At 66.5% G+C, this 19,431-nt stretch carries 20 protein-coding genes; 6 read left to right on the plus strand and 14 right to left on the minus strand.

Features of this window, described 5'->3' with window-relative positions:
* Nucleotides 1-53: 53 nt before the first annotated feature.
* Entirely contained in the window at nt 54-2,336 is a 2,283-nt protein-coding gene (locus MHZ91_RS15720) for a heavy metal translocating P-type ATPase (protein ID WP_239214498.1), read from the plus strand.
* The gene (cueR, locus tag MHZ91_RS15725; RefSeq protein ID WP_175121705.1) at nt 2,333-2,725 is read left to right on the plus strand and encodes a Cu(I)-responsive transcriptional regulator; all 393 of its coding nucleotides are present in this window, start codon (nt 2,333-2,335) and stop codon (nt 2,723-2,725) included. Before MHZ91_RS15720 ends, cueR begins: the two co-directional genes overlap by 4 nt.
* Nucleotides 2,726-2,807: 82 nt before the next feature.
* Here cueR and rlmD read toward each other — a convergent pair whose 3' ends face one another.
* From rlmD to surE, 7 genes are all read right to left on the minus strand, one after another.
* Nucleotides 2,808-4,301, minus strand: a complete 1,494-nt coding sequence (gene rlmD / locus MHZ91_RS15730; protein WP_239214500.1) for a 23S rRNA (uracil(1939)-C(5))-methyltransferase RlmD — start codon at nt 4,299-4,301, stop codon at nt 2,808-2,810.
* A 215-nt stretch (nt 4,302-4,516) separates the two neighbouring features.
* The gene (locus MHZ91_RS15735) at nt 4,517-5,269 is read right to left on the minus strand and encodes a TorF family putative porin (protein ID WP_175121707.1); all 753 of its coding nucleotides are present in this window, start codon (nt 5,267-5,269) and stop codon (nt 4,517-4,519) included.
* Between the two features lie 344 nt (nt 5,270-5,613).
* A complete protein-coding gene (locus MHZ91_RS15740; RefSeq protein WP_175185366.1) occupies nt 5,614-6,282 on the minus strand; it encodes a hypothetical protein in 669 nt (222 codons plus the stop codon).
* A gap of 195 nt (nt 6,283-6,477) precedes the next feature.
* On the minus strand, nt 6,478-7,257 hold the full coding sequence (locus MHZ91_RS15745; protein WP_175121709.1) for a 3'-5' exonuclease: 780 nt from the start codon (nt 7,255-7,257) through the stop codon (nt 6,478-6,480).
* A complete protein-coding gene (locus MHZ91_RS15750) occupies nt 7,254-8,114 on the minus strand; it encodes a peptidoglycan DD-metalloendopeptidase family protein (RefSeq protein WP_218343692.1) in 861 nt (286 codons plus the stop codon). The genes MHZ91_RS15745 and MHZ91_RS15750 overlap by 4 nt, the downstream gene beginning before the upstream one ends.
* Before the next feature lie 16 nt (nt 8,115-8,130).
* Nucleotides 8,131-8,952, minus strand: coding sequence for a protein-L-isoaspartate(D-aspartate) O-methyltransferase (locus MHZ91_RS15755; protein ID WP_239214502.1), 822 nt, complete (start codon nt 8,950-8,952; stop codon nt 8,131-8,133).
* The gene (gene surE, locus MHZ91_RS15760) at nt 8,937-9,695 is read right to left on the minus strand and encodes a 5'/3'-nucleotidase SurE (RefSeq protein WP_175121712.1); all 759 of its coding nucleotides are present in this window, start codon (nt 9,693-9,695) and stop codon (nt 8,937-8,939) included. Before surE ends, MHZ91_RS15755 begins: the two co-directional genes overlap by 16 nt.
* Before the next feature lie 94 nt (nt 9,696-9,789).
* Between surE and plsY the strand changes: the two genes are divergently transcribed.
* Entirely contained in the window at nt 9,790-10,428 is a 639-nt protein-coding gene (plsY, locus tag MHZ91_RS15765) for a glycerol-3-phosphate 1-O-acyltransferase PlsY (RefSeq protein ID WP_239214504.1), read from the plus strand.
* 66 nt (nt 10,429-10,494) lie between these two features.
* On the opposite strand, the gene tsaD is transcribed toward plsY, so the two are convergent.
* The gene (gene tsaD, locus MHZ91_RS15770) at nt 10,495-11,526 is read right to left on the minus strand and encodes a tRNA (adenosine(37)-N6)-threonylcarbamoyltransferase complex transferase subunit TsaD (protein WP_239214505.1); all 1,032 of its coding nucleotides are present in this window, start codon (nt 11,524-11,526) and stop codon (nt 10,495-10,497) included.
* A 110-nt stretch (nt 11,527-11,636) separates the two neighbouring features.
* On the opposite strand from tsaD, the gene MHZ91_RS15775 reads away from it, so the two are divergent.
* Entirely contained in the window at nt 11,637-12,929 is a 1,293-nt protein-coding gene (locus MHZ91_RS15775; RefSeq protein ID WP_056560820.1) for an NCS2 family permease, read from the plus strand.
* Between the two features lie 58 nt (nt 12,930-12,987).
* On the opposite strand, the gene MHZ91_RS15780 is transcribed toward MHZ91_RS15775, so the two are convergent.
* Nucleotides 12,988-13,344, minus strand: a complete 357-nt coding sequence (locus tag MHZ91_RS15780; protein ID WP_239214506.1) for a VOC family protein — start codon at nt 13,342-13,344, stop codon at nt 12,988-12,990.
* A gap of 246 nt (nt 13,345-13,590) precedes the next feature.
* On the opposite strand from MHZ91_RS15780, the gene MHZ91_RS15785 reads away from it, so the two are divergent.
* Nucleotides 13,591-14,613: an LLM class flavin-dependent oxidoreductase gene (locus MHZ91_RS15785; RefSeq protein WP_175121717.1), complete on the plus strand. Its 1,023-nt coding sequence runs from the start codon at nt 13,591-13,593 to the stop codon at nt 14,611-14,613.
* Between the two features lie 166 nt (nt 14,614-14,779).
* Nucleotides 14,780-15,154: a co-chaperone YbbN gene (locus MHZ91_RS15790; protein ID WP_006388150.1), complete on the plus strand. Its 375-nt coding sequence runs from the start codon at nt 14,780-14,782 to the stop codon at nt 15,152-15,154.
* 96 nt (nt 15,155-15,250) lie between these two features.
* Here MHZ91_RS15790 and MHZ91_RS15795 read toward each other — a convergent pair whose 3' ends face one another.
* From MHZ91_RS15795 to MHZ91_RS15815, 5 genes are all read right to left on the minus strand, one after another.
* Complete coding sequence (locus MHZ91_RS15795; RefSeq protein WP_239214507.1) at nt 15,251-15,838, minus strand: YigZ family protein; 588 nt, start codon at nt 15,836-15,838, stop codon at nt 15,251-15,253.
* Nucleotides 15,839-15,946: 108 nt separating this feature from the next.
* The gene (locus tag MHZ91_RS15800; protein WP_370647823.1) at nt 15,947-16,741 is read right to left on the minus strand and encodes a transporter substrate-binding domain-containing protein; all 795 of its coding nucleotides are present in this window, start codon (nt 16,739-16,741) and stop codon (nt 15,947-15,949) included.
* Nucleotides 16,742-16,763: 22 nt separating this feature from the next.
* Nucleotides 16,764-17,537 carry an ABC transporter permease gene (locus MHZ91_RS15805; RefSeq protein WP_175121720.1) on the minus strand — a complete coding sequence of 258 codons (774 nt, stop codon included), beginning with the start codon at nt 17,535-17,537 and terminating at the stop codon, nt 16,764-16,766.
* Complete coding sequence (locus MHZ91_RS15810) at nt 17,534-18,532, minus strand: ABC transporter substrate-binding protein (RefSeq protein ID WP_239214509.1); 999 nt, start codon at nt 18,530-18,532, stop codon at nt 17,534-17,536. The genes MHZ91_RS15805 and MHZ91_RS15810 overlap by 4 nt, the downstream gene beginning before the upstream one ends.
* A 67-nt stretch (nt 18,533-18,599) precedes the next feature.
* The gene (locus MHZ91_RS15815; RefSeq protein WP_175121722.1) at nt 18,600-19,370 is read right to left on the minus strand and encodes an ABC transporter ATP-binding protein; all 771 of its coding nucleotides are present in this window, start codon (nt 19,368-19,370) and stop codon (nt 18,600-18,602) included.
* Nucleotides 19,371-19,431: the final 61 nt, after the last annotated feature.

Consider the following 19,431-nt stretch of genomic DNA (forward strand, 5'->3'; position numbering starts at 1 on the left):
TTCCCACGATGGGAAGGATGAAACTGGGCGCTCCCATCCAGATCGAGATAGTCATGCACGCAGCACGCTCGTCCTCATTTTCCGAATTGGAACTCGCCATCGAAGGCATGACCTGCGCATCATGCGTCAAGCGCGTGGAAAAAGCGCTGGCGAATGTTCCCGGCGTTGCGCAGGCGCAAGTGAACCTTGCAACCGAGCGCGCGCGGGTCTCCTTCGACCCCACTGCTGCCGAGCCGCAGGCGCTCGTCGCGGCCGTCGGCAAGATGGGCTATGAGGCGCGCCCGATCGCCGACCAGGATGACCATGCCGAGCGGCAGTCCGAAGCCCGCGACGCCGAGGCGCACCGCCTGCAACGTGCATTCATCGCCGCGTTGGTCCTGACGTTGCCGGTGTTTGCGCTGGAAATGGGATCGCACCTGATTCCCGCCATGCACCATTGGGTGATGGAAACGATTGGCCGGCAAAACAGCTGGCTGCTGCAGTTTGTACTGACCACCGCCGTGCTGGTCTGGCCGGGCCGGCAGTTCTTCACCAAGGGGCTTGTGGCGCTGTGGCGCCGCGCGCCCGAAATGAATTCGCTGGTGGCGCTGGGCGCGGGCGCGGCCTGGGGCTATTCGGTTGTCGCCACGTTTGCGCCGGGCTTGCTGCCGGACGCGGCGCGCAACGTCTATTTTGAAGCCGCCGCCGTCATCGTCACGCTGATCCTGCTGGGCCGCATGCTGGAAGCCCGGGCCAAGGGCAAGACGGGCGCGGCCATCAAGCGGCTGATCGGCCTGCAGCCGCGCACAGCGCGCGTGCTGCGCGACGGCCAGGCGCAGGACATCGAGATCGAACGCGTGCGCACGGGTGACATCGTGATGGTGCGGCCGGGCGAGAAGATTCCGCTGGACGGCGACATCATCGAAGGCAGCTCGTACGTCGACGAATCCATGCTGACGGGCGAGCCCGTGCCCGTGGAAAAGCAGCCGGGCATGCAGGCCACCGGCGGAACGCTGAACACGTCCGGCAGCTTCACGTTGCGCGTCACGCACACGGGCGCGGACACCATGCTGGCCCGGATCATCCGCATGGTCGAAGCGGCCCAGGGCGCGCGGCTGCCGATCCAGGCGATGGTGGACCAGGTCACAGCGTGGTTTGTGCCGGCGGTCATGGCGGCCGCCCTGCTCACCTTCCTGGCGTGGTTCTTCATGGGCCCCGAACCGGCGCTATCCCATGCGCTGGTCAACGCGGTGGCCGTGCTGATCATCGCCTGCCCGTGCGCCATGGGGCTGGCCACGCCCACGTCCATCATGGTGGGCACCGGGCGCGCCGCCGAGATGGGCGTGCTGTTCCGGCAGGGCGATGCGTTGCAGACGCTGCGCGACGTCATCGTCGTGGCCTTCGACAAGACGGGCACCCTGACGTTGGGCAAGCCCACACTCACCGAACTGGAGCCCTCGCCGGGCCACGATGCGCAGCAGGTCCTGCAGTGGGTGGCGTCCGTGCAGGCGCGCTCCGAGCATCCCATCGCGCTGGCCATCGTGGCCGCGGCAGCCGAACGCAAGATTGAACTGCTTCCCGCCGAAGGTTTTGCTGCCATCACCGGCGCCGGCGTCGAGGCCACGGTGGCGGGCCGCGAGGTGCTGGCGGGCGCAGCGCGTCTGATGACCGAACGTGGCGTTGACGTCAGCGCATTCGGCGCACGCGCCGCCGACTGGGGCAACGAAGGCAAGACGCCGATCTACGTCGCCATCGACGGCCAGGCGGGCGCCATGATCGCCGTGACGGACCCGGTCAAGCCGTCGGCCGTCTCCGCCATCGCCGCACTGCACGCGCAAGGCCTGAAGACCGCCATGATCACGGGCGACAACCGCCACACCGCGCAGGCGGTCGCGCGCCAGTTGGGCATCGATGAAGTGCGCGCCGAGGTGCTGCCGGACGGCAAGGTCGAGGCTATCGCGACGCTGCGCGAAGGCGGCCGCAAGGTGGCATTCGTGGGCGACGGCATCAACGACGCCCCCGCACTGGCCGCAGCCGACACCGGCATCGCAATCGGCACCGGCACCGACGTGGCGATCGAGGCAGCGTCCGTCGTGCTGATGGCCGACGACCTGCACGGCGTGCCCAACGCCATCGCGCTCAGCCGCGCCACGCTGGCCAACATCCGCCAAAACCTGTTCTGGGCGTTCGCCTATAACGCGGCGCTGATTCCCCTGGCCGCGGGCGCGCTGTATCCGGCCTTCGGTCTGTCGCTGTCGCCGATCTTCGCGGCGGGTGCGATGGCGCTGTCCAGCGTCTTCGTGCTGGGCAATGCGCTGCGCCTGAAGGCATTTCGCCCCCACGGGAGGCAAGCATGAACATCGGACAAGCCGCCAAGCAATCCGGCATCTCGGCCAAGATGATCCGCTATTACGAAAGCATCGGCCTGATCAGCCCCGCCGTGCGCACCGATTCCGGCTACCGCGTGTACAGCGATCATGACGTGCACACGCTGCGCTTCGTGCGCCGCGCGCGCGATCTGGGGTTTTCGGTGGAGCAGATGAACGAGCTGCTGGCGCTCTGGCAGGACCGCAGCCGAGCCAGCGCAGACGTCAAGCGCATTGCGCTTGAGCACGTTGAGGAGCTGGAGCGCAAGGCGGAGGCGCTGCGCGAGATGGCCGCCACGCTCAAGCATCTGGCGCAGCATTGCCATGGCGACGAGCGGCCCGACTGCCCCATTCTGGAGAACCTGGGCTGCTCGCACTGACGACACGCGGCGGAAGTTTTCCGGCCGCGGGATGACGCCCGGCGCGGGAGACGCCCGCCGCGGGCTCGCCCGCCGCTGCTTTTTACTGGTCCGCCTGCGCCTCGGCGGCGACACGGGCCTCGTAAGCTTCGGTGGCAGCCTGCTTGGCTGCCGCCTTTTCAGCCGCCGCGGCCAGCTTGGCTTCCTCGGCGGCCGCCGCATCGGCCGCTGCCTGGATCGCGCGCTGACGAGCGCGTTCCTTCGCCTCCCGCACACCCTCGGCATCCAGCGTTTCGAATACGGCGATCGATTCCACATGGCCCGTGTGCGGGAACATGTTGATCACGCCGGCGCTCTTGAGCACGTAGCCGCCTTCGTGGACCAGGATGGATGCGTCTCGCGCCAAGGTGCCGGGATTACAGGACACATAGACGATGCGGCGCGGCCGCTCTTCGTACGTGAGATCGGACAGCGCCTGCGACACGGCGTGGGCGCCTTCGCGCGGAGGATCGATCAGCATGCGGTCGAAGTAGCCCAGGCTGCGCAGCCAGGTCGCGTCGACTTCAAAGAGGTTCAGCGTGGCAAAGCTGGTGCGCTCGCCCAGGCCGTGGCGCGACGCCGCATCGAAGGCGCGGTCGGTCAGCGCCTTGCTGCCTTCCACGCCCACGGCCTCGCGGCCCTGCGTGGCCAGCGGCAGCGTAAAGTTGCCCAAGCCACAGAACAGATCCGCCACGCGGTCGGTAGGCTGCACGTCCAGCAGTTTGAGCGCGCGGGACACCATTGCGCGGTTGATGGCGTGGTTGACCTGCGTGAAGTCGGTGGGCCGGTACGGCATGCGCAGGCCGAACTCCGGCATGGTGTAGGACAGCGCATCGTTGTGCTCGCGCTCCAGCGCGTGCACCGTTTCCGGACCCTTGGACTGCAGCCACCATTGCACGTTGTGCTTGGCCGCGAAGGCGCGCAGGATGGCGATGTCGCCGTCGGTCAGCGGCAGCAGATGGCGCAGCACCAGCGCCGTCACGCCCTCGCCGAGCGCCACCTCGATCTGGGGCATGCGGTCAGGGGCGGACATGGACGCGATCATTTCGCGCAGCGGGATCAACAGGTCGCTGACGTGGCGCGGCAACACATAGCATTCGCGCATGTCGGCCACAAAGCTGCTCTTGCGTTCGTGAAAGCCCACGAGCACCCCGCCCTTCTTGGGCACCACGCGCACCGACAGGCGCGCGCGATAACGGTAGCCCCAGGTCGGCCCCTGCAGCGGCGGCAGGATCAGCGCAGGGCGCAGCTTGCCGACATGCCAGAACGTGTCTTCGAGCGCGCGCTGCTTGATCGCCACCTGCGTGGTGGGCTCCAGATGCTGCATGGCACAGCCGCCACAGACGCCGAAATGCGGGCAGCGGGGTTCCACGCGTTGCGAGGAGGGACGCAGCACCTCGTCGACACGGGCGGTTTCATAGGAAGGCTTGCGGCGCAACGTGACCGCGGTGACCCGTTCGCCCGGCAAGGCGCCTTCCACGAAAATGACTTTCCCGTCGCGGCGGGCGATCCCCCTGGCTTCCAGGTCCAGGGATTCGATACTCAAAACGTCAGACATCTCACGCAGTCCAGAATTGCACGCAACCCGTGATTGTAGAAGGACTTCGCGATTTACCGGAAATCGGGTTTGATGGGGCCGGAGCTGCCCGCACCACGCCGCGTGGCGCTGCGCCCCGCGCAGGTAAAAAAGGGGCTGTTCCGGCCCGCCGCCGGGCAAGGCGGCGTGCCGGAACAGCCCCAAAGGCCGGCGCCGTTCAGGCGCCGCCACGGATATCAGAACGAGCGCGCCACCGAGAAGACGGCGCCGATACGGCCCGACGGGTGACCGTACTTGGTGGGCAGCCAGTTGTCCTTGGTGGCGCCGACGGCCGCCAGACCGAGGATCCAGCCCTTCAGGTCCTTGGTCACGCCCACCTTGTAGTCGACGTAATGGCCGATCGAGTCGCCGTCCATGTTGGTCTGGTTCTTGAGCTTCTGGTAGCCCAGATGGCCCAGCAATCCCCAGCCGTCGCCCAGGTCGAATGTGGCCGTGCCGTCCAGGTACCAGGTGCCCTTGCTGTCCGGCGTGCTGAAAAAGTCGCTGGGCGTGTACGAATACTTGAGGCTGTAGTTGCCGTAGGACGCGCCCAGGTAGAGGTCCGTGTTGTTGTAGTTCCCGCCCTTGGGGGAACTGGAGCCGGGATAGTAGTAATGCAGCACGCCCGCATCCAGCGTGAAGCCGCCGCCCACGTCACCCTTCCAGCCGCCGTAGAAATCCATTTCCAGGTTGCCGTCGGTGAACACGAAGCTGGAGACGTTGGAGTTCCAGTTGCCCAGGTAGAAGCCCGAACTGTGGTTCAGGTCGAAACCCAGCTGGACGGCGGGACGGAAGTCGGTCTGCGAATAGCCGCGGAAGCGGTAGTCGCTGACTATGGTGGCGTTACCGCTGAGCGAAAAGCCGCCACCCAGGTCGGTGGGTTCGGCTTGCGCCACACCTGCAAAACAAGCGGCAAGCGCGAGGGGCAAGGCTAGCAACGTCTTATTCATGGTGCGAAGGTCCTGATCGGATAGTCGAAAGAGCGGACGGCGCGCGGCACATCCGGCTGGCCGGCTTGTGCAGGTTAAGCCGGCTCAAATCCCTTCAAGCAATGTCCGTGCCAGGTCTCAGCGCCAGCGTGCGGCCTGCCGCAGTGTCCTTCGGGCGCTGGCAATGCACCATGCTGGTGCCCTGTTGTGGGGCGCGGCCAAGGCCCATGCGTCAAAACGGGGAAATCCGGCCTGGCCCCGCCTGGAAAACAAACACCCCGGCACGCGGGAAGCGTGTCGGGGTGCTGTTCAAGCGGAGCGTTGCTCCGCTTTGCGGCCAGTGTGATGGCCCAGGACTTGCCGGCTCAGTTGGCCTGGGGCGCGGCAGGCGGCGGGGGCGGCGGGACGTCGCCCGCAGCCGGCGGAGGCGGCGGCATGCCGGGACGACCGTCGGCGCCGCGCATGCCGGGGCGACCCTTGCCGTCCGCGCGGGCTTCCATCTTGGCGTGGCGCTCGGCCATGCGGGCTTCGCGCTCCTTGACGATCTTGGTCACCTGGCCGCGTTGCGTGTCGTTCAGGCTGTCCCAGACGGCCAGCCATTGGTCGCGCACCTGCTTGGCTTGCGGGCCGAACGCGTCGCGGCGCTTTTCCGACTGCTCGATGAGCGCGCGGGGATCCAGCTTGCCGCTGTCCAGCTGCGACTTGAGCAGGTCATGGCGCGTACCGCGGTCGGCGCGCATCGCTTCGTGCAGGCTGCGCTGCCCTTCCTGGGCGGTCTTGAACAGGGCCTCCTGTTTGGCGTCGAGCTTCAGCTCGGCGACCTGGGCCTTGGAGACGGGGCCCAGACCGGGGATCAGCAGGCCGTCGCGCATGCCCTTGTGGAAACCACCGCCGCGATGGCCTTCGTGCATGGCGGCCGGACCGCCCTCGGCGGGAGGAGGCGGCGCAGCCATTGCGGAGCCAGCCGCGAAACCGCTCGACGCGGCGACGATAGCAAGGACGGCCAGATTGGAGCGGATAGCGAATCGGGACATGGATGTCTCCTGAAAGTGAAGAAAGCGAGGCCATTGTGCGATCCGCCTGGTTTCATCCAGGTTTCGTTTACGGCCGTCTTGTTTCAGTCGATTGCTTGCCCGCCAGACGCGAGAACGGGGCCACACAGGCCCCGTCGGTATCCCCTGACCCGTGCGCATTGGCAAGGAATCAGGCTGGCTGGCCGCCCGCGCGGATCAGCCCGCGTCCCAGGCCGCCATGTATTCCTTCCAGTGCGGCGCATCGCTGGCCGAGAGCGTGTCGCGCACCAGCGCGATTTCGGTCTCGTAGGCGGTGCGGTCGAGTTCACCGCGCAGGAAGCGGAAGCGGCAATACACCAGCCACGTATTGACCACGTCGGTTTCACAGTACGCCCGCACCTCGTCGGCGCGGCCCGTGCTCCAGGCTTCCCAGACCTTGCTGCCGTCCATGCCGAGCTTGCCGGGAAAGCCGCACAGCTTGGCAAGTTCGTCGAGCGGCGCGTTGGCGCGGCCGTTGTACTTGGCCAGCACGTCCATCAGATCGATGTGACGGTTGTGATAGCGCGAAATGTAGTTGTTGAACTTGAAATCGCGGTCTTCTTCGCCCATGTCCCAGTAGCGCGGCGCGGGCACACCCTGGATCAGGCTGCGGTAATGCAGGACGGGCAGGTCAAAGCCCGAGCCGTTCCAGCTGACGAGCTTGGGCGTGTAGCGTTCGATGGTCTTGAAGAAGCCCGCAAGCAAGGCCGCTTCGGGATCGTCCGGCTGGCCCAGCGTCTTGACGCGAAAGCCCTGGTCGTCACGGAACACGCACCCTACCACCGCGACCTTGTGCAGATGCAGCGGCAGGAAGTCGTGGCCCACGGCCTCACGCCGCGCGGTCAGCGCGCGCTCGACCACTTCGTGGTCGGGCACGTCGGCGCCCCAGCCGTTGAGCTTGCGCAGCCCGTCGGCGTCAGGGATGGTCTCGAGGTCGAATACCAGGGTGGGCGTCATTTGGGCGGCAGGTATTGCATCGGATCCACCGGCGTACCCTGGCGGCGGATTTCAAAGTGCAGACGCGGCGACGTCGTGTCGCTCTGGCCGAGTTCAGCGATCTTGGCCCCGCGCTTGACCGTCTGGCCGGTCTTCACGAGCAGCGCACGGTTGTGCGCGTAGGCCGTGATGAAGCCGTTCTGGTGCTCGACGATGATGAGGTTGCCCAGACCGCGCACGCCATTGCCGCTGTACTTGACCAGGCCATCCGCCGCGGCGGTGATCGGGTCGCCCAGCGCGCCGGCGATGTCGATGCCCTTGCTGCTGGCATTGAACGCCTGCACGATCTGGCCGTTGGCCGGCCAGGCCCAGTTGATGACGCCCGCATCGGCCGCACGCGTGGCCGGCTTGGTGTCGACCGGCGCCGGCGGCGGCGTGGGCGTGGCATCAGGTGCGGGCGTGGTGGCCGCGGGAGTTTCGGGTTGGTCAAGCGGACGCGGTTGTGGCCGGTTGCTGGCAATCGGCGCGGTCTGCGCGCCGCCGCCGGTGGCGCCGCCGGACATGCGCAGCACCTGCCCCACCGAGATCTGGTTGGGGTCGCTGATGTTGTTCCAGCGCTTGATGTTTTCGATGTCGACGTTGTTGGCGCGGGCGATCTTGTAGAGCGTGTCGCCCGGCTTGACCACATAGCTGCCGGACGTGGCCGTCGGCGCGGGTTGCCCGCCGGTCATGTCGACCACCGGGGCACGAGTACCTTTGGATGCGCAGCCGGCCAGGATGGCGAGGCTGAGAACCCCCACTGCGAAGAGCGGGCGGCGAAGACGCGTCATGGACGCGCCCAAATTCATATCGGTCAGTTGCAACTGCCCGTTGAGCATACGTTTCTCCTGTCGCTCAAGATTGTATTCCGGACCGTAGCGGCACAAAGCGCACGGCCTCTAGTTCGGTTCTTTTCCAGCTTGCCGCGCCCGTGCGTTCGATCAGAACCAGGCGCTGGTTCGAGCCCCCTTCGGGAGCGATGAGACGGCCGCCCGGAGCAAGCTGCGTCAGCAGCGCTTGCGGGATGGTCAGACCTGCGGCAGCCACAACGATAGCATCGAACGGCGCCACGCCGGGCAGCCCCAAAGTGCCGTCTCCATAGATGAGCCGGATCCTTGTAGTGAGCCGCAAGGCGCGTAGATGCTCGCGCGCCAGCTCGTACAGCCCACGTATGCGTTCGATGGTGTGGACGTCGCGCACGAACTGCGCGAGCACCGCGGCCTGGTATCCGCAACCGGCGCCGACCTCGAGCACACGGGTAGGCGCGCGGTCTTCGCAAGCAGCCGCGATCATACGCGCCACAACCCACGGCTGGGAAATGGTTTGCGAGTGACCGATGGGCAACGCGGCGTCTTCGTACGCGCGGCTGGCAAGGGCTTCGTCTACAAACAGATGGCGCGGTACTGCGGCCATGGCGTTCAGCACGCGTTCGTCGGTGATGCCCTGAGAGCGCAGACGCTGCACCATGGCCTGGCGCAAGCGTTCGGAGTTCAGGCCAAGGTTGCTGCCCGCTTGCGGCACGGGCGTCTGCGCCTGCCGCTGCAAGGTGGCGGCCGAGATGCGCGTGTTGCTGTTGGCCGGCGTGTAACCCGGGCCGAGACGGCCGGCGTCGTGGCGGGCCGGGCTGCTGCGGCCGGCGCCGGGCGTGATGTCCGGCTGGCTTATGCGTTTGCGCATAGCGGCTCTGCCCAGGTGCGGATCTCGTCAAGCTGGCTGTGCTGGGTCAGGTCCAGACGCAACGGGGTGACGGATACGATGCCCTGCTCGACGGCGTGAAAGTCCGTGCCGGGCGTGGCGTCGGCGGCCAGACCGACCGGTCCGATCCAGTAGACCGTGTCGCCATAGGGCGTGGTGGTGCGCACGACGGGCTGCGACGGATGCCGCTTGCCCAGCCGCGTGACCGCAAACCCGTGCATGTCTTCAAAACGGCGGCTCGGAATATTGACGTTGAGCAGCACCGGCGCCGCGAGCGGCTGGGCCAGATGGCGCTCGACGACCAGGCGGGCGGCGCGCGCGGCCGAGTCGATGTGCTCCCAGCCCTTTTCCGCCAGCGAGAACGCGATGGCGGGGATGCCGAACAGATAGCCTTCGCTGGCGGCGGCGACGGTGCCCGAATAGAGGGTGTCATCGCCCATGTTGGCGCCGTTGTTGATGCCCGACACGACCAGGTCGGGGCGCGTATCCATCAGGCCGGTCAGCGCGACGTGCACGCAATCGGACGGCGTGCCGTTGACCGCGATGAAGCCGTTTGAAGCGGTGCGCACCGACAGCGGCCGGTTCAGCGTGAGCGAGTTGGAGGCGCCGCTGTGGTTGGTCTCGGGCGCGACGACGGTCAGATCGCCCAGCCCTTCCAGCGCGGCGACCAGCGCTTCCAGGCCAGGGGCCGAATAGCCATCATCGTTCGAAACCAGAATTCGCATTGTGCATCCGAAAGAAAATAAAACGCGGGTGACGTGGCGGATTGTACCCGCGGTAGAATCCGCAGCCACTACTACAACAACGGACTCCCCTTCCATGGCGATAACCGAACCCTCCCTGGCATTTACCGTCGCGCTCGTCGTGCTGGCCTACCTGATCGGCTCCGTGCCCTTCGCCGTGGTGGTCAGCAAGCTGATGGGTCTGCAAGACCCCCGCAGCTATGGGTCCAAGAACCCCGGCGCGACCAACGTGCTGCGCACCGGCAACAAGACCGCCGCCGCGCTGACGCTATTGGGGGACGCCGCCAAGGGATGGTTCGCGATCTGGCTGGCCGAGAAGCTGGCGCCCGGCATCGGCCCCGTCGCCCTCGCCTGCGTGGCGCTGGCCGCCTTCATCGGCCACCTCTACCCCGTGTTCCTGGGTTTCAAGGGCGGCAAGGGCGTGGCGACCGCGCTGGGCGTGCTGGTGGCCATCCAGCCCTGGCTGGCCGTCGCCACCGCAGCAACCTGGCTGCTCATCGCCATTTTCTTCCGCTATTCGTCGCTGGCTTCGCTGGTGGCCGCGTTCTTCGCCCCCGTGTACTACGTGTTCGGGTCCGGGCTGGCCTGGCAGGCGCAGCCGGCGCTGGGCGTGGCGCTGGCGATCATCGGCATCCTGCTGTTCTACCGTCACCGCGCCAATATCGCCCGGCTGATCCAGGGCACCGAAAGCCGGATCGGCAGCAAGAAAAAGTAATCCCCCCGCGATGGGCGGATCAGAGGGGTGGAAAAAAACGGGCGGCCTGGCCGCCCGTTCTTCATTTCAGGCGATATCGGCCAGATCCCAGCGCGGCTTGACCGTGAAGCTATGGGCGCTGGCGTCCAGCGGGGCCAATCCGGCCTTCACCCGTTCGGCGGCCGCGAACGCGATCATGGCGCCGTTGTCGGTGCACAGTTCCAGCGGCGGGAAGTATGCGCGGGCCTTGAGCGGCTTGAACGCGGCATCGAGCTTGGCGCGCAGAAGCTGGTTGGCCCCCACGCCGCCGGCCACGACCAGGCGGCGCAGCCCGGTCTGTTTAAGCGCGCGGATGGACTTGGCCGCCAGCACCTCGACGATGGCCGCCTGCGTGGCGGCCGCAAGGTCCGCGCGGGTCTGTTCGTCCAGGCCGCCATTCTGTTCGGCCGCCTTGACTCGGGTCAGCACGGCGGTTTTCAAGCCGCTGAAACTAAAGTCCAGGTCACCGCTGTGCAACATGGGGCGCGGCAGGTCGAAGCGCGAGGCGTCGCCGCTGCCGGCCAGCCGGGACAGCGCGGGTCCACCCGGGTAGCCCAGGCCCATGAGCTTGGCGGATTTGTCGAAGGCCTCGCCCGCGGCGTCGTCCAGGGTTTCGCCCAGCAGCTCGTAGCGACCCACGCCGTCCACGCGCATGAGCTGGGTATGGCCGCCTGAGACCAGCAAGGCAATGAAGGGAAACTCGGGCCGGGGATCGGCCAGCATCGGCGACAGCAGATGGCCTTCGAGGTGATGGATGCCGATGGCCGGCAGGCCGCGCGACCAGGCGAACGACTGCGCCACGCTGGCGCCGACCAGCAAGGCGCCGGCAAGACCCGGCCCGGCCGTATAGGCCACGGCGCCGATGTCGGACATCTGCAGGCCAGCGTCCTGCAGCACCTGGCGGGTCAGCGGCACCACGCGGCGGATGTGGTCGCGCGAGGCAAGTTCCGGCACCACGCCCCCGTATTCCTGGTGCATGGCGATCTGGGTATGCAGCGCGTGCGCTAGCAGGCCGCGTTCCGTACAGACGGCTGCGACGCCGGTTTCGTCGCAGGAGCTTTCAAAGCCGAGAATGATCATGGCGGCAGAGTTTACAACTGATGCGAAAATACGCGGGTTCTTGACTGGGACGGGGCTTTCCGCCCCGCCCGCCACAACCTGAAAATCCTGCAAAAACCCTGGGGACTCGAATGCTGGAGAAGCTATTCAAGCTGCGTGAGCACGGCACGACCGCAAGAACGGAAGTCGTGGCCGGCCTGACGACATTCCTGACGATGTCGTACATCATCTTCGTCAATCCTGACATCCTGTCCTCGACGGGCATGGACCGCGACGCGGTCTTTGTTGCCACCTGCCTGGCCGCCGCGCTGGGCTCGCTGGTGATGGCGTTCATCGCCAATTGGCCCATCGGCATGGCGCCCGGCATGGGGTTGAACGCCTTCTTTGCCTTCACCGTGGTCAAGACCATGGGCTACACCTGGGAGCAGGCGCTGGGTGCGGTGTTCATCTCGGGCATCATCTTTCTGTTCCTGACGATATCCGGCATCCGGGTCTGGCTGGTCAAAGGCATCCCGCATTCACTGCGCAGTGCCATCGCAGCCGGCATCGGGCTGTTTCTGGCCATTATCGCGCTATCCAGCGCGGGCATCGTGGTCGCCCATCCGGCCACCAAGGTCACGCTGGGCAACCTCACCACGCACGGTCCGCTCTTCGCCATCCTGGGCTTTTTCGTGATCGCGTCGCTGGATGCGCTGCGCGTGCGTGGCGCCATCCTGATCGGCATCATCGTCGTCACGGTGCTGTCGATGGTGATGGGCTACAACGAGTTCAAGGGCATCTTTTCGGCGCCGCCCAGCTTGTCGCCTACCCTCTTCAAGCTGGACATCATGGGCGCGCTGCATTCCGGCTTCGTGCACGTGATTCTGGTGTTCGTGCTGGTCGAAGTGTTTGACGCCACCGGCACGCTGGTGGGCGTAGCCAAGCGCGCGGGCCTGGTGCCTGAAGACCGGCCCAATCGCCTGGGCCGCGCGCTGTTCGCGGACAGCACCGCCATCGTGGCCGGTTCGATGCTGGGCACCAGCAGCACCACCGCCTACGTCGAAAGCGCCTCCGGCGTGCAGGCTGGCGGACGCACCGGCATGACTGCACTGATCGTGGGCCTGCTGTTCCTGGCCGCGCTGTTCATCTCGCCGCTGGCGGGCGCCGTGCCGGCCTACGCCACCGCACCCGCCCTGCTCTACGTCGCCGGCCTGATGATGCGCGAGCTCATCGACATCGACTGGAACGACGTCTGCGAAGCCACGCCGGCCGCGCTGACCGCGCTGGTCATGCCGTTCACGTACTCGATCGCCAACGGCATTGCCTTCGGCTTCATCAGCTACGTGGTGCTCAAGACCGCCACGGGCAAGATGCGCGACGTGCACCCGGCCACGTGGCTCGTGGCCGTGCTGTTCGTGATCCGCTACGCGTTCTTCCCTGAATAGTCAGGCTGACACGCTGTTCGCCCAGAACCGCCGCAGGCCATGCCTTGCGGCGGTTTTTTCATTTGGTGGCCGCCCACACCGCCAGTTCGTAGCCGTCGAGGTCCGTGAAATGGAAGCGGCTGCCGCCCGGAAACGTGAACTCGTCGCGGCTGATGCGACCGCCCGCGGCCGTGATGCGTTGCCGGGTTGCGGCCAGGTCGTCGCCGTACAGGATCACAAGCGGACCGCCCGGCCGCACCGCTTCACCCGTCGTGAAGCCGCCCGTCAGCCGGCCATCGGTGAATTCCGAATACGTGGGACCGTAATCCGTGAACGTCCATCCGAAGACGTCGCCATAGAAGCGCTTGCTGCGCGCGATGTCCGCGACGTTGAATTCGATGTTGTCGATGCGGTTGTTCTGGCCGCTGGCGCCCATGCGCGTCTCCTTTGGTTGGATGGCAAGTGTGGAATGGCCAATGCGCGGCCATTCCAGGCCGCGTTCGTGCTTGCTATTGTAGGGATCGGAAAAATCAATCAACCCGGCCAAGGGCATGGTTGCTGGCGGGCGCGGTTGAATTCGCCGATACACTCCCCACGTAGATCAGCATATGGAGTACATTTTGCGCCCTTCCCCTTTCATTTCCGCGCTGCCGGCCTGTCATGACGCAGCGGAGGCGCACGCATGAGCGCCCTGGCGAACATCCCCTTTTCCGTGCTGGACCTGGCCCCCATTGTGCAGGGCCGCGATGCCGCAGACGCGTTCCGCAATACGGTCGCGCTGGCGCAGCATGTCGAGCAACTGGGCTACAACCGCTTCTGGTTGGCCGAGCACCACAACATCAACGGCATCGCCAGCAGCGCCACGGCTGTGCTGATCGGCCATGTGGCCGGCCACACGCGCACGCTGCGCGTCGGCTCGGGCGGCGTCATGCTGCCCAACCACGCGCCGTTGATCATCGCAGAACAGTTCGGCACGCTCGAGACCCTGTACCCCGGCCGCATCGACCTGGGCCTGGGCCGCGCACCCGGCAGCGACGGCGCCACGCAACAGGCGCTGCGCCGCAGTCCGCGCAGCGGTCTTGAGTTCCCGGCCCTGGTCGAGGAGTTGCGCGGCTTTCTGGCCCCCTCGCGCCCCGGCCAGCCCGTGCGCGCCATCCCCGGTGAAGGCCTGGATGTGCCGATCTGGCTGCTGGGTTCCAGTGACTTCAGCGCGCGCATGGCGGCTGAACTTGGCCTGCCCTTCTCGTTTGCCGGGCATTTCTCGCCGGAAGGCATGGCCGCGATGCGCTTGTACCGTCATTTGTTCAAGCCTTCCGAGACGCTGGCGCGCCCCTATTCGATGATCGGCGTGCCCGTCATTGCCGCCGAAACCGACGAGGCCGCGCGGTTCCAGTCGACCACGCAGCAACTGAAGTTCCTGTCGCTCGTGCGCGGCCATCGCCTGCAATTGCAGCCGCCGGTCGAAAGCATGGACGGCGTGTGGAACGAATGGGAGCGCGAGGCGGTCAATCAGAGATTGGGCGCTTCGATCGTGGGCGGACCGGACACCGTCAAGCGGGAACTCGAAGCCCTGGTCGCGGAAACGCAGGCCGACGAGGTCATGATCGTGTCCGACTTCTACGACATCGCAGACCGCCTGCGTTCTTTCGAGATCGTCGCCTCGCTGAAAAACGGCGCGGGCGTCTCCACGAAATCGGCGGCCTGAGGGCCGTATTCTGCGCCATTGACGGCGCCAACCATTGCGACGCGGCCTGGACCGGCTCTACTATGGGCTTTCAAGGCCTGGCAATACGCGTCGCCGCATCAGCGCCGGGGCAGGCCCCCGGTGTCTCCGCCACCGCTTTTCGCCGCCCACGCGGCAAGGATTTCTTATGAGTATTGTTGAACTCACCAAAGACAGCTTCCAGGAAGCCATCACGCCCGACGGCACCCTCATCGTCGACTTCTGGGCGCCCTGGTGCGGCCCGTGCCGCGGTTTCGCGCCGGTATTTGAACAGGCCGCCACCGAGCATCCGGACGTCACGTTCGCCAAGGTGAATACCGACGTCGAGCAGGAACTGGCCGGCGCGCTGGGCATCCGCTCGATTCCGACGCTGATGGTCTTCCGCGAAAAGGTCCTGCTGTTCTCGCAACCCGGCGCCTTGTCCGGCGGTCAGTTGAACGAACTGCTCGCCAAGATCAAGGAAGTGGACATGGAAAAGGTCCACCAGGAAATCGCCGCGGCGCAAGACAGCCAGGACGCGTAAAACCGCAAGGGGTCCGGATCGGGCCCCTTCCTTTTGCACCGGGACATTTGCTTCCCGGACGCCGCTGCGCGGCAGGCCGGTGCGGACGCTGGCTGGCTACAAAACGACTTCCCACGCGGACCGGCCGCGCGTGATGTTCGCCGCAGTGACTTCCAATTCAGTCAGCACCACACGCGGCACCGTGAACGTGAGCGTGACGCCGTCCGCGTTGTAGTCTTCCTGCGAGATGGCGGCGCCTGCCTGGGCCAACCGCGATTTCAACAGCGCCATCTCGCCGAATCCGCATGCGCAGCGCACCGTTGCCATGTCGACGATTTCCGTGCGCTCGCCCAACCGCAGGCAATTGGCTGCGCATCCGCCGTAAGCGCGCACCAGTCCGCCCGCGCCGAGCTTGATTCCCCCGTACCAGCGCACGACCAATACCGCCACGCGGTCCATGTCCTGGCCTTCGATGGCTTGCAGGATCGGCCTGCCCGCGGTGCCGCCGGGTTCGCCATCATCATTGAAGCGATACTCCTGTCCGATGCGGTAGGCCCAGCAGTTGTGCGTGGCCTCGGGGTCGCTGTGCTCGGCAAAGAAGCGCATGGCGTCGTCGATCGTGGCGACCGGCGCGGCATACGCGGCAAAGCGGCTTTTCTTGATGTCTTCCTGGTAGGTGCAGGGAGCGGTCAGCGTGTGCGTCATGCCCGGCATTGTAAGTGCGCGGATCGGCAGGCGATGCGGCCTGCGCGGCCCGGCCTGCTCGGATGCGGCCTGCGCGGCCCGGCCTGCGCGGCGCCGACCGGCCGCGCATCAGCCGTGGCAGTCCGGGACTTCCTGATCCAGATAGACGTCGAACGCGACGTCGCGCGCCCATTTCGTGGTCATGGCCTTCCAGGCGCCGGCGCGGTCCCACGCCCGCATCTCTTGCCCGAGCCACGCGCGCGAGGCCTCGTCCTGCGCGCGCAGCAGCCACACGCGCTCCTGGCGTGCGCCATCCGGCGTCAGCGTCGAGGAGAACTTCTTCCATTCCGGAAAGCGCATCAGCGGCTCCCAGACGGCATCGTCGACCAGACCGATGTCGCACTCGCCTTCGCGCACGGCGACGAGCGCGTCCGACGGCACGCGATACGTCTTGACGGTTGCGCCCCAGCTTTGCGCCAGGGCTTGCGCCTGCGTGGCGGCTTCGGCCATGCAGACGCTGCGGCCCTGCACGTCGGCGGGCTTGCGCATCCGCGTGTCGGTGCGGATCACGGCCTTGGGCCGTGCCGCATAGCCGGTGGCTTGTACCGCGACGGTCTGCGGCTGTCCGTCGGCGCGGTCCGCAAGCACCAGATCCACCTCGCCTGCCTTCAGCGCCCGGGCGGCGTCAGCGGCCGGCAACTGGACCAGCCGCACGGGCAGCTTCAGGCTGGCGCCCAGCTTGTCGGTGATGGCGGCGTCCAGGCCTTCGGGCGTGCGGATCTTCGCCCCCGCGACCGGCGGCGGCGCCAGATACGGCACGCCCACGACCAGCTCACCGCGCGCCCGCGCCGCCGGAAAGGTCTCCGGCTGCGCCTGCGCGAAGCCCGCGAGCAGCAGGCCCGCGGCAAGGACGAATGGACGCATGCAGGACATCATGATGACAACGTCAGACGTATTGGTAACGCAGCAAACGATGCTTGAGGTTTTCAAGCACGAACTGGTCGATCAGCGCAGCCAGCACGGCGATCACGAGGATGTTGGTCATGACGCCGGTCATGTCCGCGATTTCGCCCGAGTACGCCAGCGACCGGCCCAGCCCCTTGCCGAAGCCGATCAGCATTTCGGCCGAAATCAGCGCCCGCCAGGCATTGCCGAACGCCAACTGCGCGCCGGTGATGAGCTCGGGCATGACCGCCGGCAGATACACCCGCTTGATCAGCCCCCAGCGCGTCGCGCCCATGACGCGCGCCGCCGACACGTGCACACGCTGCACGGATTCGGTGGCGTTCATCACGCTGAGCGCGGCCGGGAAGAACGCCGACAGCGCCACGACCACGATGATGGGCGTATTGCCAAAGCCCATCACGATGAGAAACAGTGGCACCCACGCGATGGACGGGATCGACTGCAGGATGACGATGGCGCTGCGCAGGACTTCGCGGAAGAAGAACAGCACGGCCGCCACGAGGCCGAAGCCCACGCCGGCGGCCAGCGCCAGCCCGTAACCCGCGCCCAACCGTCCCAGCGTGCCCATGAGGCTCTGATGGAACGACTGCTTGCCCAGGTCTTCGAACAGCCGCTCGACGACCGCGGGCACGCCCGGCATCAGGAAGTCGGGCAGCGCGAACGCGGCCAGTTGCCACAGCGCAAGGATGAACAGGACGCCCAAAACGCCCGCAAGATGCTTGCGGGCGCCGGTCACACGGGTAGATGCGCTCAAAGCTTGCGAGCCTCTTGCCAGGACAGGTCGACGATGCTGGAGACGTCGTACGGCTTGCCGTCGCGCGTCTTGAGCGAACCCTGGGCCTGCAGGATGTCAGCGATTTCCTGCATGCGCGCCGTGTCCTTTTCCGTCAGCTTGGGCGTGAACACCTGCGTGCTGATGGCCTCGAAAATGACGGTCTCGCGCGGCAGCTCGCCGCGGGTCAGCGTCTTGAGCGTGGGCTCGGCGATGAAGTACGACGCGATCAGCTTGGATGCCTGCGCCGGTTCCTTCTGCAGCAGCGTGATGGCCTGGTTCTGGGCGTCCAGCGCCTTCCAGACATCGTCCTTGCGCTTGGCCAGCGTTTCGCCCGAGGTGATGACGACCATGCACGGGAACGGCCAGGCCTGCCCCACTTCGTAGATCTGCTTGACCGGCGCGACCAGTTGCGCGATGCGGTCGTAGGGTTCGAACAGGAAGGCCGCGTCAACACGCTTGCCCACCAGCGACTGCACGGCCACAGCCGGGCTCACGCCCATGACGTTGACGTCGTCGGCAGTCAGGTTGCCCTGCTTGAGCACGACGCCCTTCAGGACCACGTCGGCGGTGCTGCCTTCGGCCTGCGAGGCCAGCGTCTTGCCCTTCAGGCCTGCAATGTCCTTGATGCCGGAATCGTCACGCACGATCAGCGAGTGATAGCCCTGCTGCGCGCCGCCCACCACCTTCAGGTCAGCGCCCTTGGAGGCCCACGCGACCGCGTTGGTGAAGCCGAGCACGCCGATGTCGAGCTGGCCGCCGACGATTGCCTTGATGAGATCGGTGCCCGATTTGAATTCGATCAGTTCGGAATCCAGGCCGGCCTTCTTGTAGTAGCCGCCCTCTTGCGCGACGATCGCCTGCGCGTCGTCCATCACGCGCAGGTAGCCCACGCGGAACTTCTCGGCAGCCATCGCGGGGGCAGCCGCCAGCAGCGCCGCGGCCAGCGGCAGGGACAACCATTGCTTCAGTTTCATCAGAAGAGCTCCAGGAAATTCGATAAGCGGCCGCGCCCGGGCGGCCGTGGGTATTTGGGGAAGAAGGTCAGGCGGCCAGCGCGATGTCGGCGTGCGCGTCCGAACCGCCGACGCCGATGCCCAACAGGCGCAGGATTTCGCGCTTCTCGGTGGCAAGGTCGGACAGGTCGTGCGTCTTGACGCGGTGGGCCAGGTTGAATTCGCGCAGCACCCGCGCCGGACGCGGGCTGAAGACGACGATGCGATCGGCCAGGAACAGGGCCTCGTCGACGTCGTGGGTCACCAGCAGCACCGTCGGCTTTTCCTGCGCGATGAGCTGGCGCAGCACATCCTGCAGGCTCAGGCGGGTCAGCGCGTCCAGTGCGCCGAAGGGTTCGTCCATCAGCATGGTCTGGGGCTGGGCGATGAACGCGCGGGCCAGCGCAGCGCGCTGGCGCATGCCGCCGGAGACCTGATGGGGATAGTAGTGTTCGAAGCCTTCAAGGCTGACGCGCGCCAGCCATTCGCGTGCGGCTTCGCGGGCGCGCTTCTTGGGCGTGTTCTGGAATTCCAGCGCCAGCGCCACATTGTCTTCCAGCGTCAGCCAGGGATACAGGGCGTGTTCCTGGAACACCAGCGTGCGGCTGGGATTCGGTCCCGTGACCTTGTCGCCGTCGGCCAGCACGCTGCCCTGCGTGGGCATTTCGAGCCCGGCGGCCAGGTGCAGCAACGTGGACTTGCCGCAGCCCGAGGGCCCGACCAGCGCGACCAGCTCGCCGGTCTTGAATTCACTGGTGAAGCCGTCGACGACGGGCAGGTCGCCGAAATGCTTGTGGACGTGGTCGAAAGTCAGGTTCATGGAACGAATCGTCAGCGCGCGTGAAAACGAGCCTCAAATCTAACAATTCGTTATATGAATC

The sequence above is a fragment of the Achromobacter sp. ACRQX genome, from assembly GCF_022346505.1.
In the GTDB taxonomy this organism is placed as follows: domain Bacteria; phylum Pseudomonadota; class Gammaproteobacteria; order Burkholderiales; family Burkholderiaceae_B; genus Achromobacter; species Achromobacter animicus.